The 15,017-nt window shown below is 71.7% G+C and carries 19 protein-coding genes, 1 tRNA gene and 1 pseudogene; 14 read left to right on the top strand and 7 right to left on the bottom strand.

All coding sequences use genetic code 11. From position 1 onward, the window contains the following. The first annotated feature begins 139 nt into the window (after positions 1-139). Together ACW62_RS28905 and ACW62_RS34895 are read left to right on the top strand one after the other, a co-directional pair. Positions 140-598 carry a CBS domain-containing protein gene (locus ACW62_RS28905; RefSeq protein WP_053207593.1) on the top strand — a complete coding sequence of 153 codons (459 nt, stop codon included), beginning with the start codon at positions 140-142 and terminating at the stop codon, positions 596-598. A 67-nt stretch (positions 599-665) separates the two neighbouring features. Further along, a complete protein-coding gene (locus ACW62_RS34895) occupies positions 666-803 on the top strand; it encodes a hypothetical protein (protein ID WP_169792144.1) in 138 nt (45 codons plus the stop codon). Between the two features lie 255 nt (positions 804-1,058). Here the strand turns inward: ACW62_RS34895 and mscL are convergent, their stop codons facing one another. The 5 genes from mscL to ACW62_RS28880 form a co-directional block, all read right to left on the bottom strand. Beyond that, a complete protein-coding gene (mscL, locus tag ACW62_RS28900; protein WP_053207592.1) occupies positions 1,059-1,448 on the bottom strand; it encodes a large conductance mechanosensitive channel protein MscL in 390 nt (129 codons plus the stop codon). Between the two features lie 75 nt (positions 1,449-1,523). Continuing rightward, entirely contained in the window at positions 1,524-2,150 is a 627-nt protein-coding gene (cpaB, locus tag ACW62_RS28895; protein WP_053207591.1) for a Flp pilus assembly protein CpaB, read from the bottom strand. A gap of 81 nt (positions 2,151-2,231) precedes the next feature. Continuing rightward, positions 2,232-2,579 carry an FmdB family zinc ribbon protein gene (locus ACW62_RS33475; RefSeq protein WP_083460284.1) on the bottom strand — a complete coding sequence of 116 codons (348 nt, stop codon included), beginning with the start codon at positions 2,577-2,579 and terminating at the stop codon, positions 2,232-2,234. A 242-nt stretch (positions 2,580-2,821) separates the two neighbouring features. Next, on the bottom strand, positions 2,822-3,490 hold the full coding sequence (locus ACW62_RS28885; protein WP_053207589.1) for a pentapeptide repeat-containing protein: 669 nt from the start codon (positions 3,488-3,490) through the stop codon (positions 2,822-2,824). 199 nt (positions 3,491-3,689) lie between these two features. Further along, a complete protein-coding gene (locus ACW62_RS28880) occupies positions 3,690-4,277 on the bottom strand; it encodes a hypothetical protein (protein WP_053207588.1) in 588 nt (195 codons plus the stop codon). 160 nt (positions 4,278-4,437) lie between these two features. Between ACW62_RS28880 and ACW62_RS28875 the strand changes: the two genes are divergently transcribed. Then, entirely contained in the window at positions 4,438-7,002 is a 2,565-nt protein-coding gene (locus ACW62_RS28875; RefSeq protein WP_205629673.1) for a penicillin acylase family protein, read from the top strand. On the opposite strand, the gene ACW62_RS28870 is transcribed toward ACW62_RS28875, so the two are convergent. After that, positions 6,994-7,590, bottom strand: a complete 597-nt coding sequence (locus ACW62_RS28870) for a 5-formyltetrahydrofolate cyclo-ligase (RefSeq protein WP_053207587.1) — start codon at positions 7,588-7,590, stop codon at positions 6,994-6,996. The two genes, ACW62_RS28875 and ACW62_RS28870, sit on opposite strands and share 9 nt — an antisense overlap. Positions 7,591-7,658: 68 nt before the next feature. On the opposite strand from ACW62_RS28870, the gene galU reads away from it, so the two are divergent. From galU to ACW62_RS28830, 8 genes are all read left to right on the top strand, one after another. Then, positions 7,659-8,600: a UTP--glucose-1-phosphate uridylyltransferase GalU gene (gene galU / locus ACW62_RS28865; protein ID WP_053207586.1), complete on the top strand. Its 942-nt coding sequence runs from the start codon at positions 7,659-7,661 to the stop codon at positions 8,598-8,600. After that, positions 8,601-9,827, top strand: a complete 1,227-nt coding sequence (gene glp / locus ACW62_RS28860; protein WP_053207585.1) for a molybdotransferase-like divisome protein Glp — start codon at positions 8,601-8,603, stop codon at positions 9,825-9,827. A 44-nt stretch (positions 9,828-9,871) separates the two neighbouring features. After that, positions 9,872-10,300: a cyclic pyranopterin monophosphate synthase MoaC gene (gene moaC, locus ACW62_RS28855; RefSeq protein ID WP_083460291.1), complete on the top strand. Its 429-nt coding sequence runs from the start codon at positions 9,872-9,874 to the stop codon at positions 10,298-10,300. Beyond that, complete coding sequence (locus ACW62_RS28850; RefSeq protein ID WP_053207583.1) at positions 10,297-10,788, top strand: MogA/MoaB family molybdenum cofactor biosynthesis protein; 492 nt, start codon at positions 10,297-10,299, stop codon at positions 10,786-10,788. Before moaC ends, ACW62_RS28850 begins: the two co-directional genes overlap by 4 nt. Then, positions 10,785-11,402 carry a GNAT family N-acetyltransferase gene (locus ACW62_RS28845; protein ID WP_205629672.1) on the top strand — a complete coding sequence of 206 codons (618 nt, stop codon included), beginning with the start codon at positions 10,785-10,787 and terminating at the stop codon, positions 11,400-11,402. The genes ACW62_RS28850 and ACW62_RS28845 overlap by 4 nt, the downstream gene beginning before the upstream one ends. 149 nt (positions 11,403-11,551) lie before the next feature. Further along, on the top strand, positions 11,552-12,184 hold the full coding sequence (locus ACW62_RS28840) for a YceI family protein (RefSeq protein ID WP_053207582.1): 633 nt from the start codon (positions 11,552-11,554) through the stop codon (positions 12,182-12,184). A 93-nt stretch (positions 12,185-12,277) separates the two neighbouring features. After that, positions 12,278-13,159 carry a divisome protein SepX/GlpR gene (gene sepX / locus ACW62_RS28835; protein ID WP_053207581.1) on the top strand — a complete coding sequence of 294 codons (882 nt, stop codon included), beginning with the start codon at positions 12,278-12,280 and terminating at the stop codon, positions 13,157-13,159. 51 nt (positions 13,160-13,210) lie between these two features. Then, positions 13,211-13,283: transfer RNA gene (locus ACW62_RS28830), tRNA-Ala, on the top strand. A 48-nt stretch (positions 13,284-13,331) separates the two neighbouring features. On the opposite strand, the gene ACW62_RS35460 is transcribed toward ACW62_RS28830, so the two are convergent. Further along, positions 13,332-13,649: a hypothetical protein gene (locus ACW62_RS35460; RefSeq protein WP_053207580.1), complete on the bottom strand. Its 318-nt coding sequence runs from the start codon at positions 13,647-13,649 to the stop codon at positions 13,332-13,334. Here ACW62_RS35460 and ACW62_RS28820 point away from each other — a divergent pair. The 3 genes and pseudogenes from ACW62_RS28820 (at position 13,634) to ACW62_RS35455 (ending at position 14,902) form a co-directional block, all read left to right on the top strand. After that, positions 13,634-13,951 carry a transposase gene (locus ACW62_RS28820; protein ID WP_083460282.1) on the top strand — a complete coding sequence of 106 codons (318 nt, stop codon included), beginning with the start codon at positions 13,634-13,636 and terminating at the stop codon, positions 13,949-13,951. The genes ACW62_RS35460 and ACW62_RS28820 overlap by 16 nt on opposite strands. Before the next feature lie 53 nt (positions 13,952-14,004). Further along, positions 14,005-14,178: pseudogene (locus ACW62_RS36655) on the top strand (transposase); the annotation flags it as partial. Between the two features lie 142 nt (positions 14,179-14,320). Beyond that, the gene (locus tag ACW62_RS35455) at positions 14,321-14,902 is read left to right on the top strand and encodes an integrase core domain-containing protein (protein ID WP_205629671.1); all 582 of its coding nucleotides are present in this window, start codon (positions 14,321-14,323) and stop codon (positions 14,900-14,902) included. Positions 14,903-15,017 lie beyond the last annotated feature (115 nt).

Genomic DNA, 15,017 nt, shown 5'->3' with positions numbered 1-15,017 from the left:
CCCTTGATGATCAAGGGACGCGATCGCGGCCGCCCGTCGCTGACCTGGTGGATCCGGAAATCGGTCGCCGGTCTCACAGGTGGGTGTTCTACGCTGGTGATCTTCCAGCTAGTGAGTCGTTCAGGGGGAGCAGACAACCGTGCGTGTCGACGAGATCATGACCAGCGCCACCATCACCGATTCCACCACCGGGACGCTGCGCAGCGCCGCCGAGCAGATGTGGAAGCAGCAGACGGGGTCGGTGGTCATCGTCGAGGGCGACGAGATCGTGGGCATCATCACCGAGCGCGACGTCATGCGGGCGGTCGGCCGGGGCGCCGACCCCGACGAGGCGCCGATCACGGAGGTCATGACGCGCGATGTCATCACGGCCGAGCCCGGCACGCACGTGCGTGAGGCCGCCCGGCTGATGGCGCAGCACTGGATCCGGCACCTGCCGATCGTCGACGACGGCAAACTGGCCGGCATCCTGAGCCAGCGTGACGTCATCGGCGTCTTCGCGGCACTCTGGTACGAGACCGGCGTGCCGGAGATCGACGTCGACAACCTGGTCCGGCAGCGCCGGCTGGCCCGCGTCGAAGCGGGTGACCTGGACTGAGCCGGCGGTTCGAACGGCCGGCAGCGGCGCCGGCCCGGGGGTTCGACCAACGAGAGGAACGACGGGCATGAGCAGTGCATCCGGGTGGGAGGACGACCTCGAGGTCCTGCCCGACACCACGACCGACGAACGCCCGACCGGCTGGGGCGACGACGACGCCTCCAACGACACGCGGCTGCTCGACGAGCGCCCGCCGCATTGGTGACCGTCAGCGGCTTCGCGTCGCCGAGGCGATCGGCCGGATCGGCGCGTCTCGGCTGGCCGGTGGCGCCACCTCTTGAGAGGGTCGCTCGGCTCTGACGTCGCCCCGCGACGCGGCTGCACTTCGATAACCCGAGCCGCGTTCCCGGTGCGATCCGAGGCCCGCAGCGGGACCCTCGTTGTCGAGGTGGGCCCGAGCCACACCGACCTCCGTCAGGGCCGCCGCACGCTCGGTCGGCGACCCTGACGGGTGGATGGCTCAGACGCGGTCGCGCAGGGCGTCGCGGATCTCGCGCAGCAGCAGAATCTCCTCCGCCGGCACGACCTCCTCTTCGGCCTCCGGCTCCTCGAGTCGCCGCTCGCGCATCTTGTTGATCGGCACGACGATGAAGAAGTAGATGGCTGCCGCGACGCAGAGGAAGTTGAAGATCGCCGCGAGGATCAGCCCGATGGAGAAGTCGGCTTCGTTGATGGTGAAGTTGCCGACGGCCGCCAGGTTCGGCTGGCCGAAGATCGCCGCGATCAGCGGGTTGATGAACCCCTCGACCAGCGCGTTGACGATGGCCGTGAACGCGGCGCCGATGACCACCGCGACCGCCAGGTCGACGACGTTCCCCCGGCTGATGAAGTCCCTGAAACCCTTGAGCATCCGCTCTTCCCTTCTCCGTGCAAGGACGCTTGGCCGGGCACACCTTAGCCGCTGAAACGCCGTGATCTGGGGAAATCACGACACACCGACGGTGAACGACAGTCGTGACGTGACGGCGGCGGTGGCCAGACCGGCGGCCTGATCGGGCGTGGCGGCGACGAGCACCAGTGCGCCTTCGGCCAGCCCACCGTCGCCCGCCGCGGGCACCGTCAGCACCGGGACGTCCGCCGCGACGACATCCGTGCGCGCCGCACCGTCGAGCGCCGTGGCCAGCAGGTCGATGCGGTCGCCGGGCCGCAGTTGGCCCACCGCGCCCGCGTCGGCCACCCGCACCGGCGTCGCGACCACGTCGTCGCCCCAGCCCTCGAGCAGGCCGGGGCCGAGTAATCGCCGGTCGGTGATGGGCTCGCCGGCCCGGACTGGCGCGGCGAGCAGCCCGCCCACCGCACCGGACCGCGCTACGGCGCCGCTCGGCACGGCGTCCGGCGGCAAGGCCGCGAGCGTGAGGTCGTCGCCGTCGATGACCACGCCGCCGGGTAGGTCGCGCGCAGCCACGACCACGTCGACCGCCGGCGGCGGCTGGGGCGACGCGGCCTGGATGGCGAACGCAACGGCAGCCGCGGCCAGCCCGGCGGCGAGCAGCCGACGATGCCAGCCGGCCGCGCGGAGCAGGCGCTGGAGAGCGGAGCGGAGGTCGTCCATGGCGACGACGCTAAGCGCTTCGGAACCCGCCGAACGGGTTGTCCACAGGGCCGATTCGGGCCGGCCCCGCCTGTGGACGAATCAGGCGGCGGGGGAGGTGGCCTTCGAGCCGGAGGCGGAGTCCTTCGAGCCGGAAGTGGAGTCCTTCGAGGTCGTCGAGCTCTTCGTAGACGAGTCGCTGCTGCTCTTGCCCGAGTCGCTCGACGACGAGGAGTCCTTGCCGTTACTCGCCGGCGTGCTGGACGTCGTGGTGGAACGGCTGTCGTTGCGGTAGAAGCCCGAGCCCTTGAACACGACGCCTACGGCGGAGAACACCTTGCGCAGGCGGCCACCGCAGGCGGGGCACTCGGTCAGGGCGTCGTCGCTGAACTTCTGGACGGCCTCCAAGGGCTCGCCGCAGTCAGTGCAGACGTACTGGTAGGTGGGCACGCGTGGATCCTCCTGGGGTCACCGCCGAAGGCCGACGGCTCTTAGCACTCTCAACCCTCGACTGCCAAGAATAATGCCCGGTCCGACCCGGCGTTGTCCACGCGGGCATCCACGGCCTGCTCGCGCGGCCAGTACACCGCTGCCGCTGCCGCTGCCCGCTCGTGCGCGCGCGGTCGCCTGGGTATACCCCGCCCCGGTCCGGGTGGGACCCAACCCTACGGGCGGGCACTGACAGTCGCGTCTCACGTTTGCACAGCGACGACGACGCCCACGGTGGCGACGGCCCACAGCACGCTGGCCAGCGTCCCGATGATGAATCGCTCGGCCGCCGCGGGTCGGCGCAGCTCCGGATAGCGGCCGAGTCCCTTGACGCCCAGGACCAGCGCGAGGCCTTCGGGCCAGCCGGCGAGCAGGGTGACGGCGACGGCGACGCGCTCGAGTGCGCCGATGGACGTGCCGCCGCGCAGCGTCTCCGGGTCGGACACGGCCGCCGTGGCGTCACCGCCCACGCCGTCGCTGCCCGGGCCGTCCTCGGCGGCGGACCCGATGTTGGCGGACCCGATGTTGGCGGACCCGAAGTTGGCAGAGCCGGTGTTGGCGGACGTGGTGCCGGAGGGCCCGAAATCGGCGGTGCGACGGTCGGCGACCCGCAGCAGCGCCGTCGCGATGACGCTGCCGCCGGTGACCGCCGCGACGACGGCAGCCGCGCGGGTCAGCCCGAGCAGCCCTTCGCCGGCCGGGTCGCCGCCGAGACCGAACAGCGCCGCCGCGCCGGCCAGCACGATCGGTACCGCGGCCGCGGCCAGCCACGTCCCGGTACCGGCCTCGGGCCGGCGGTGCTCGACGGAGTACCAGACGACAGCTCCGGCCACGGCCGCGACGGCGAGCAGGATCACCGCTGCGACGGTCATGCGGCGCCCTGGAGCGATCGCGTGACGACCGGCTGCGGCCAGTTCGCTGCGGCGGTCGCGCGGTCTCCTGTCGTGTGACGGCCGACCGGGGCGCCGTCGTTCTGCGGCCGGAGAACCGCTGCGGCGGCCACTCGTCCTCCTGTCGTGCGACGGTCGACCGGCGCGCCGGGTTCCTGCGGCCAGCTCGCCGCCACCACGGTCATGCGGCCTCCTGGAGTAGCCGCGTCACGACTGGCCGGGCGTCGCGTTCCTGCTGCCAGAGCGCGACCGCGAGCCGCTGCCCGACGGCCTGGCGGGTGACGCCGAGGATGTCGGCGGCTTCGGCGAAGGTGTGGCCGGCCTCGACGAGGTCGACGGCGGCCCAGCCGGCGGCGCTGCGCCGCGCGATGACGGCCGCGATGAGCGTCAGGACGGCGTCGGCCTCCTGCGCGCGTTCGGGGTCGGTCCCGGCGACGGCGACGTGCTGCTGCCGCAGCTTGGCGGCGTCGAGCGCCTCGCGGGCGTGGATGAACGCGGGCCCGCGCGCGGACCGGGTGCTGCTGGTCAACGGCTCCTCGACCGGTCCCGCGCCGATGCCGACGCTCCACGCGTCGACGCGCAGCAGCAGCAGTGCCGCGTCGACGGCCGCGTCGGGCTCGGCGAGGACTCCCTGGAACTCGTCGCCGGCGGTGCGTTCGAACGCCAGCAGCGGCTCGTGCACCAGCTGCTTCAGCGTGGACAGGGCGTCCTCGACCAGGTCGCGGCTGCGGCGGCTGCCGCGCTGGTCGACGGTCAGGACGAACGGCACACTGCAAGGCTACGGCCTGGCGCCCGCCCCTGCAAGGCTGAAAACTTGCCTTGGGGTGTGGAAAGGTCAAAGCCTTGCCGAGGACGAGCCGGCCACAGCCCTCGAACGGAACCCGGCCACGGCAGTCAGGCCGCCGTGATCGGTCGCCTAGTCTGTCCCGGTGACTCGTCGCCGCATCGCCGCCGGGCTCGCCGTCCTGGCGGGCCTGGTCGTGCTGGCGCTCGTCGCCTCGGCCTCCGTCGGCGTCTGGTCGGTGCGCCGCGCCTACCCCGACTACGACGGCTCCGCCGAGCTTCCACGCCTGACGGCCGACGTCGAGGTGATCCGCGACGAGAACGGCATCCCGCACATCTACGCCGACACCCCCGAGGACCTGTTCCGGGCGCAGGCGTATGTGCACGCGCAGGACCGCTTCTGGCAGATGGACTTCCGCCGGCACGTCACGTCCGGCCGGCTGTCGGAGCTGTTCGGTGACGACCAGGTCGAGACCGACGCGTTCGTCCGCACGCTCGGCTGGACCGACGTCGCCCGCGCCGAATTGCCGCTGATCAGCCCGGAGAGCCGCCGCTACTTCGACGCCTACGCCGACGGCGTCAACGCCTGGCTGGACCACACCGACGGCGGTGACCGCGGCCTCGCCTACACGCTGCTCGGCCTGACCGGCGGCGACGACGCGCCCAGCCGCTGGACCCCGGTCGACTCGTTGAGCTGGCTGAAGGCGATGGCGTGGGACCTGCGCGGCAACATGCAGGACGAGCTGAGCCGGTCGCTGCTCGCGGCCAGCGGCCTTACGGTCGACCAGGTCGAGCAGCTCTGGCCCGACTCGCCGAGCGAGCTCACGCCCCCGATCGTCCCGGACGAGTACGTGTCGCCGCGGCTCCCCGAGGCGCTCACCGGCGCCGACGGCGCACCGGTGCCGCTGGCGCCGGCCGCGGCCGACGCCATCCAACGCGCCGCCGACGGCCTCGACGCCGCGCCGGTCACGTTCGGCGACGGCGACGGCGTCGGCTCGAACTCGTGGGTGGTCGCCGGCGACCACACCGAGTCGGGCGCGCCGCTGCTGGCCAACGACCCGCACCTGGCGCCGTCGATGCCGTCGGTCTGGTACCAGGTCGGCCTGCACTGCCGTGACGTCGGCCCGGCCTGCCCGTTCGACGTCACCGGCTACTCGTTCGCCGGCCTGCCGGGCGTGATCATCGGCCACAACCAGGACGTCGCCTGGGGGTTCACCAATCTCAGCCCGGACGTCACCGACCTCTACCTCGAGCAAGTCCGCGGCAACTCGTATCGCGTCGGCGACGACTGGGTGCCGCTGGAGGTCCGCGAAGAGACCATCCGGGTGGCCGGCGGCGACGACGTCACGATCACCGTCCGCCGCACCCGGCACGGCCCGCTCATCTCCGACCGCGACGACGACATCGAGGACGCCGGCGCCGCGGCGCGGGTCGAGGGCGAGCCACCGCCGGACGACGGGTACGAGGTCGCGCTGCGCTGGACGGCGCTCGACCCGGGCCGCACGGCGGACGCGATCTTCGCGCTGAACCGGGCCAACGACTGGGAGTCGTTCCGGGCCGCGGCGTCGCTGTTCGACGTCCCGTCGCAGAACCTCGTCTACGCCGACACCGACGGGAACATCGGCTACCAGGCGCCCGGACGCATCCCCGTCCGCACCAGCTACGACGGCCGCTACCCGGTGCCCGGCTGGACCGGAGCCTACGAGTGGGCCGGCTACATCCCGTTCGCCAGCCTGCCCAGCGTGCTCAACCCGGCGCAGGGCTACGTCGTCACGGCGAACCAGCCGGTCACCAGCGACCGCTACCCGTTCCTGCTCACCGGCGACTTCGACCCCGGGCACCGGGCCGGGCGCATCAACGAGCTACTGGCCGAGCGGATCGACAGCGGCGAGCCGGTGAACGCGGCCGACATGGCCGCGATCCAACTCGACTCGTACAGCGACGCCGCCGACATCCTGGTGCCGTACCTGCTGGAGCTCGACGCGCCCGAGGGCTATTACGGCGACGGCCTGCGGCTGCTGCGCGACTGGGACAAGTCGATGACGGCGGACTCCGCGGCGGCCGCCTACTTCAACGCCGTCTGGCGCAACCTGCTCGAGCTGACCTTCCACGACGAGCTGCCCGAGGACGAGTGGCCCGACGGCGGCGGCCGCTGGTTCGAGATCGTGCGCAACCTGCTGCAGGTCCCCGGCGACCCGTTCTGGGACGACGTCGGCAGCGAGAACGTCACCGAGACGCGCGACATCATCCTGGTCGAGGCGGCCCGCGACGCCCGCGACGAGATGACCCGCGAGCAGGGCAAGGACGCGTCGAAGTGGGAGTGGGGCCGGCTGCACGCGCTGGAGCTGACCGAGCCGACGTTCGGCACGTCAGACATCGGGCTGGTCGAGTGGATGTTCAACCGCGGGCCGGTCGAGGTCGGTGGCGGCGGCTCGATCGTGCTGGCCAACGCGTGGGACGCGGCCGAGGGCTACGAGACGGTGTGGTCGCCGTCCATGCGGATGATCGTCGACCTGGGCGACCTCGACGCGTCCCGCTGGATCGACCTCACCGGCATCAGCGGTCACCCGTTCCACGACCACTACGGGGACCAGACCGAGCTCTGGCGCGACGGCGAGACGCTGCCGATGCGCTGGGACGAGCGCTCCGTCCGCGACGCCGGCGAGCACACCTTCACCTTCCGCCCGCCCGAGCCGTCGGCGTCACCGTAGGCGGTGCACCCCGCCCGGCGTGACGGCGGCGTCGACGGGGACGTCGTGCGGCTCGTGGGGGACCGGCATGTCCAGCACCTCGCCGTCGTGCAGCAGCACGCCGGCGAACGCCGGCGGCGACGACGCGAGCAGCCGGGCCAGCACGCGGTCGTAGGACCCGCCGCCCCGCCCCAGCCGGTATCCGCGCCGGTCGACGGCCAGCCCCGGCACCAGCAGCACCGGCGCCGCCGTCACCGCGTCCGGGCCGAGCCGCTCGCCGTCGGGCTCCAGCAGCCCGCGCGCGGCCGGCACCAGGTGCTGCGGACCGGCGTAGCGGGCCCAGTCGAGGTCGCCGCCGGGCAGCAGCACCGGCAGCAGGACGTCGATGCCGTCGTCGCTGAGCGCCTCGATCAGCGGCCCGGTCCCCGGCTCGCGTCCGACCGACACATAAGCCGCGACGGTCGGTGCGCCGGCTACCTCGGGCAGCCCCCGGACGAGGTCGCGCAGCCGGGCCGCGGCCGACGCCAGCGCCGTGGCGTCGAGTTCGCGGCGGCGGGTCAGGATGCGCTCGCGTAGCGCCTGCTTGGCCTCGCGCACCGTCGTCGTCACCCCTTCACCGTACGGCCGACCGCACGTCGCCCTTCTGACTGTCCGCCCGTCTTTGTAGGGTGACGCCCATGACAGCAGCGCAGACGGGACAGCACGGTTCGGCCGGTGCGGTGACGAAGGTGGTCATCCCGGTCGCGGGCCTCGGCACGCGGTTCCTGCCGGCCACCAAGGCGACGCCGAAGGAGATGCTGCCGGTCGTCGACAAGCCGGCCATCCAATACGTCGTCGAGGAGGCGGTCGCGGCCGGGCTGTCCGACGTGCTGCTGGTCACCGGGCGCAACAAGGACGCCATCGAGAACCACTTCGACCGCGCCTGGGAGCTCGAGAAGGCGCTCGAGGCCAAGGGCGACCAGGAGCGGCTGCGACGCGTCATGAAGTCGCAGGTCCTGGGCGACATCCACTACGTCCGCCAGGGCGACCCGCGCGGCCTCGGCCACGCCGTCCTCTGCGGCGCGCTGCACGTCGGCGACGAGCCGTTCGCCGTCATGCTCGGCGACGACCTCATCGACCCCCGCGACCCCCTGCTGCCGCACATGCTCGACGTCCAGAAGCGCTACGGCGGCAGCGTCATCGCGCTCATCGAGGTCCCGCCCGAGCTGGTCCACCTCTACGGCTGCGCGTCCGTCGAGCCGGCCGAGGACGACGTCGTGCGGGTCACCGACCTCGTCGAGAAGCCCGATCCCGGCACCGCGCCGAGCAACCTCGCCGTCATCGGCCGGTACGTGCTGAACCCGGCCGTCTTCGACGTGCTGCGGCAGACCGAGCCCGGCCGCGGCGGCGAGATCCAGCTGACCGACGCGCTCAAGACGCTGGCCGGCATGCCCGCTGACCAGGGCGGAGGCGTCCACGCGGTCGTGTTCCGCGGCCGCCGCTACGACACCGGCGACCGCCTCGACTACCTGCGCACCATCGTCAGCCTCGCCAGCGAGCGCAGCGACCTCGGCGCCGACTTCCGCTCGTTCCTGCGCGAGTTCGTTGCGCAGCTCCCGCCCGAGGTTGAGGATGACTGAGTGAAGCGTGTCGCCGATCATCTCTCGGACATCCTCGCCGCGGTCCGGCCGCTGAGCGAGCTGGACTTCCAGCTGCTCGACGCGCACGGCTGCGTCCTCACCGAGGACGTCATCGCGCCGTGGTCCCTGCCACAGTTCGACAACACCGCCATGGACGGCTACGCCGTCGTGGCCGACGACGTTGCCGGGGCGTCCGCCGACGAGCCGGTCGAGCTGCCCGTCGTCGCCGACATCCCGGCCGGCGACGCCCGGGTCAACGCCATCGGGCCGGGGCTGGCCGCGCGCATCATGACCGGCGCGCCGATGCCGTCCGGCGCCGACGCCATCGTGCCGGTCGAGCACACCGACGCCGGCACCGTGCGGGTCCGCATCACCGCGCCCGCCAAACCCGGCGCGCACATCCGGCGGGCCGGCGGCGACGTCCAGCAGGGGGACGTCGTGATGGGCGCCGGGACGTACCTCGGCGCCGCGCAGATCGGCCTGCTCGCCGCCGTCGGCCGCGACCGCGTCGTCGTCCGGCCGCGCCCCCGCGTCGTGGTCATCTCGACCGGCAGCGAGCTGGTCGAGCCCGGATACCCGCTGAGCGCCGGGCAGATCTCCGACTCCAACTCGTTCACGCTGACCGCGGCCGCGCGCGAGGCCGGTGCCGTCGCCTACCGCGTCCCGCCGGTTCCCGACGACAAGGACCGCCTGCTCGGTCTCATCGAGGATCAGCTGATCCGCGCCGACATGGTCATCACGACCGGTGGGGTCAGCGCCGGCGCCTACGACATCGTCAAAGAGGTGCTCTCCGGCCTCGGCACCGTGAGGTTCGACAGCGTCGCCATGCAGCCGGGCAAGCCGCAGGGCTTCGGCACCATCGGCGACGACCACACGCCGATCTTCGCGCTCCCCGGCAACCCGGTCAGCGCGTTCGTCTCGTTCGAGGTGTTCGTGCGGCCGGCCATCCGCAAGATGCTCGGCTCGCCGCGGCTGCACCGTCCCAGCGTCAAGGCCGTCCTGCAAGAGCGGCTGCGTTCGCCGGAGGGCCGGCGGCAGTTCGCCCGGGCCCGCGTGCAGACCGCGCAGGACGGTTCGCACCAGGTCCGGCCCATCGGCGCGCAGCACTCGCACCTCATGGGTGACCTCGCCTACGCCAACGCGCTGATCGTCGTCCCGGAGCACGTCACCGAGGTCGCCGCGGGCCAGGTGGTCGACACCGTCCTGCTGGAACGGCGACGAGAGTGAGCGGTTCCGGCTTCACGCACCTCGATTCCGAGGGTGCGGCGCGCATGGTGGACGTGTCGGCGAAGGACGTGACGGTCCGGACGGCGACGGCGTCGGGCCGCGTGCTGGTTTCTGGCGCTGTGGTCGCGGCCTTGCGGGCCGGGGACGTGCCCAAGGGCGACGCGCTCGCCGTCGCGCGGCTGGCCGGCATCATGGGCGCGAAGAAGACGCCGGACCTCATCCCGCTGTGCCACCCGCTGGCGCTGCACGGCGTGGACGTGTCCCTGACGGTACTGGACGACGCCGTGGGGGTCGTGGTGACCGTGCGGACGGCCGACCGCACCGGCGTCGAGATGGAGGCGCTGACCGCCGTCGCGACCGCCGCGCTCACCGTCGTCGACATGGTGAAGTCCATCGACAAGGGCGCCGTCATCTCCGACATCCGGCTCGAGGAGAAGACCGGCGGCAAGTCCGGGACCTGGCGGCGAGCATGAGAGCCCTGGTCGTGACGGCGTCCACGCGCGCGGCCAGGGGGGTGTACGAGGACCGCGGGGGACCGCTCGTCGTCGCGGGCCTGAGCGATGCGGGGTTCGAGGTGTCCGGGCCGGTCGTCGTGCCGGACGGCGACGATGTCGGGGCCGCGCTGCGCTCCGCCGTCGCCGAAGATTACGACGTCGTCGTCACCACGGGCGGCACCGGACTCAGCCCGACCGACCACACACCCGAGCAGACCCGTCAGGTCCTCGACGCCGAGGTGCCGGGGCTGGCCGAGGCGATCCGCGCTTACGGTGTCGCGGCCGGCGTGCCGACCGCCGCGCTCTCTCGTGGCGTCGCCGGGCGGGCCGGTCGCACGCTGATCGTCAACCTCCCGGGCTCGCCCGGCGGCGTGCGCGACGGTCTCGCCGTCCTCACGCCGGTCCTCCCACACGCCGTCGACCAAATCCGAGGCGGCGACCACGACCGTTCGGGCGGTGCGTCGTGAGGTCCCGGTCGGCGCGCCTGGGTTGGCCGGTCGAACTGCACGAGGGCTCCGTCGGTCTGCGGCCGCTGCACGCCCGTGACCTGCGCGTGTGGTCGGAGGTGCGGCAGCGTAGCGAGTCGTGGCTGCGGCCGTGGGAGGCGACGCCCCCGCCGCCGGCCGACCCGTACACGATGAGCTTCCGGCAGATGGTGCGCCTGCACGCCGCCCAGGGCCGCGCCGACGAGTCGCTGCCGTGGGCCGTCACCTACAACGGGCGGCTGGCCGGGCAGCTCAACGTCTCGAACATCATCTGGGGTTCGGCCCGCATGGGCACCGTCGGCTACTGGCTCGACGTCGACCTCGCCGGCCGCGGCATCATGCCCACCGCCGTGGCCATGGCCGTCGACTACTGCTTCTTCGTGTGCGGGCTGCACCGGCTCGAGGTGAACATCCGGCCGGAGAACCGCGCGTCGCTGCGCGTCGTCGAGAAGCTCGGTTTCCGCGAAGAGGGTTTGCGGCCGAAGCTGCTGCACATCGACGGCGAGTGGCGCGATCACCGTTCGTTCGCGCTCACCTCCGAGGACGTCCCCGAAGGGCTGCTGCGACGGTGGCGTTCGTCGCGTCTGGCGCCCTGAGCTGTCCCTCTCCCTCCTGGCTGACCTGCGGCGATGACGTTGGGCGACCGTTTCGGCCCGGTTCGTCACCATCCGTAGCTGTTTGATTGTGCGATTATTGCCGCGTAACGCAATGAGGCGATGTCGAATCGATGCTCTCGGGGGATTGCATGAACGACTCTGCTGGCGTGCGGCTGTGGAACGGGGCGATGCTCCCGACACCGGGCGTCTTCCAGATCGATCCTGCGCACACCACCGCCGGCTTCGTCGCCCGGCACCTGATGGTCACGCAGGTGCGTGGCCGGTTCGAGAACGTCGAGGGCACGGTGCACATCGCCGAGGACCCGCTCGACTCGTCCGCGAACGCCGTCATCGACACCACGTCCATCACGACCGGCGCCGCCGAGCGCGACGCGCACCTGCGCAGCGCCGACTTCCTGGACGTCGAGACGTTCCCGAAGATGAGCTTCATCTCGCGGCAGGTGCACGGTGGCTCGTCCGGGCCCAAGTGGGCGGTTGTCAACGGCCAGATGCAGCGCCGCCGTCGCGGCGGCGCAGGCAAGTTCGTCTGCGTCGGCGACCTGACCATCAAGGGTGTGACGCGCCCGATCGAACTGGATGTTTCTCTTGACGGCGTCAAGGGTGACCCCTGGGGCGGCGAGCGGCTCGCGCTGTCCGCCACCGGTGAGATCGACCGCGAGGCGTACGGGATGACCTGGAACGTCGCACTCAAGGCCGGCGGCTGGCTGGTGTCGCAGAAGGTGCAGATCGAGATCCGGGCACAAGCGATCAGGATGACCTGACGCCCCTCTCGTCACACCCGTCACGTGCGTTGCGGGCGACACACCGAGGCAGATCCAACGAGTGAGTTGCCTTGCACCGTAGCGTTTTGGGGCATGGGGTACAGCGGTCTCATCTATGCGGCGATCGTCGCAGCGTGGGCCGCCTTTCTCGTGCCCCGCTGGGTCCGCCGCAACGAAGAGGTCGAGCGTGCGCGCGAGGTTGACCAGGAGCGCGGCGTGCGCGTGTTGTCGCGTAAGGCCAGTCCGCCGCAGGCGCCCCATGGCGCTGTGACCCTGCCGCCGCCGGTTCCGTCGTCGGCTCCGGCTGCTTCGGCCGCGGCGTCGGCTTCGGCTGCGGGGCCGTCGCCGGACTCCGTGGTCGCGCCGTCGGACGACGCCTTCGTCGCGGCCGCGCGCCGCCGTCGCCGCATGCTCGGGATCCTGCTGGTCCTGCTGGTCGCGTCTGTCGCCTTGGTCGTCCTGGGCCGCGCGCCCGCCTTGGCGCCGGCCGGACCCGCGGTGCTGCTCGTCCTGTTCCTCTTCGTCGCCCGCCGCGCCGCCGTCGCCCAAGCCCGCCGTCGACGGGTCGAGGCTCGCCGCCGCGCGGCCTCTCGCCGGCCCGCTGAGCGGCAGGAAGGCGGCGTCGTGTGGGCATCCGTGACGGAGTCGCCCGCGGACGAGGAAACGGCCCCACGCCGGCTCGTCCTGCCCGACGAGATCGCGGCCGAGGCGCCGGCCGAGGACCCCAACGCCTGGTCGCCCGTCTCAGTGCCGCTGCCGACCTACCTCACCAAGCCCAAGGCGACCCGGCCTGCGGCTCGGAAGATCGACCTCGGCCAGCCCGGCGCCTGGACCTCCGGCCGCCTGGACCCGGCTTCGTCCATCCAGCTGCCCCACCGTGCCCCCGACGAGCGCCCCGCGGCGTCCTCCGAGCCCGCCGCGACAGCCGAGGCGGAGGAGTCCATCGAGCAGCCCCGCCGCGCCGTCGGCGACTAGCTCCCGATTGGGTGTCGGGCCGGTCCGGGTGGTAAAGTCGCGGAGGTTCCAGGGGCTGTGGCGCAGCTGGTAGCGCACCTCGTTCGCAACGAGGGGGTCAGGGGTTCGAGTCCCCTCAGCTCCACTCATGTGGTGAGTCTGGACATCGTTGATAGATGTGTCGAGTCATCGTTTAGGTTCGGGAGCTCGGCCATCGGCCGGGCTCCCGTTGTTGGTTTCGCCAGTAGGTGCGGGCGGGGTCGATGGTGTGGGTGGCGAGGATTTCACCGGTCGACCTGTCGACGACGGTGACCTGTTGGTCGGTGATCAGGATTGTGACGGCCTTGGCGGCGTGGGTGACGCCGATGCCGAGGTGGTGCATGTGTCCGGCGCGGCGTAGGGAGAGCTTTCCGAAGCTGTCGACGTGGTCGAACCTGTCGCGCGTCAGACTTTGTGGCAGGACGATTGAGTCAGTCCTGAAGGAGAGTCCGACATATGGGAAGACCCCCATCGATCCCGGCTGAGAAGAAGTCCCGGATCGTGTTGAGCGTGCTGGCCGGTGAGCTCACGATCGCCGAGGCGGCCCGGCGGGAGAAGGTCAGCGAGCAGTCGATCGGCCGGTGGAAGGCCGAGTTTCTCGAGGCCGGCAAGACCGCCCTGGTGGCGGGCAGGTCCGGCCCGTCGTCGCGGGAGGAGCAGCTGGAGGCCGAGGTCGCCGACCTGACCCAGGCGCTGGGAGAGGCCGCTGTCGAGCTGCGGGTGTGGAAGAAGTCCGCGGAGGGCCGGCTGGGCCCTTCGAAGACCTCGAGGTGATCCTGTGTCGAGGCGGGCATGTCGACCACGAGGTTCTGCCAGCTCTGTTCGACATGCCCGAGCGGACCTGGCGGCGTTGGCAGGCCAAGGCGCGTGCCGGACGACCGGCGAAGGGGCCGTGGCCGCGGCCGGCCCGGACTGCGGCACTGGTGCTGGCCCGCGAGCACGCGTTGGCGCATCCGGCGTGGGGACACCGGAAGGTGTGGGCGATGGTCCGCCACGACGGCCACGCCGTCTCGCAGGCGACCGTCTTGCGGCTGCTCAGGGACGAGGGCTTGATCCTGCCCGCGCAGTATCAGCGCGAGCGCCGCAAGCTCGCCGAACGTAGGAAGGCCGCGTTCGCGAACGACCCCACGGGCCCGAAACCAGGTGTGGCAGCTCGATTTCAGCGAGTTCGAGACCACCACCGGCGGGACCTGGCGCCTCGCCGGCTGCCGCGACTACTGGTCCAAGTACGAGCACCCGTTCCACGTGTCCCCGACCGGGAATCAGTACGACGCGATCGATGCCATCGAGCTCGCCCTGGCCGACTACGAGGCCATGTTCGGCCACCCGCTGCGGGATCGGTGCGGAGTCGATGAGCAGACCGGGGAGCTGTCGCCGGTGGTGACGATCGTGACCGACAACGGCGGCCCGTTCCGGTCCTTCCGGTTCGAAGCCTTCATCGAGCTGCACCCCGAACTGCGCCACGTCCGGACCCGCGTCAGGAGCCCCGGGCAGAACGGGTCACGCGAACGCGGGTTCGGCACGCTGAAGTACGAGCGGCTGTTCATCGACGAGATCGACGACGCCGTCATGCTCGCCAAGCACGCCGAGGAGTACCGGCTCGAGTACAACCAGACCCGCCCGCACGAGGCCATCGCCTGGAACCGGCCCAAGCAGGTCCACCTGGGCCAGGCCGACCCCACCACCCCGAAATTCAACCAAGATCAACTTCTGCCAACTACTTGACGCGGGACAAGCACACCCTCAGCTCCACCCAATTGGGCAACCAATACCGTATCTGAACCGCCCCGGGGTGTCCGGAGACTTCATTAGTTGGAGGATGAAGTCATGGCACGTCCCT

The sequence above is a fragment of the Jiangella muralis genome, from assembly GCF_001270745.1.
In the GTDB taxonomy this organism is placed as follows: domain Bacteria; phylum Actinomycetota; class Actinomycetes; order Jiangellales; family Jiangellaceae; genus Jiangella; species Jiangella muralis.
This window is presented reverse-complemented; position numbering and strand designations above follow the sequence as displayed.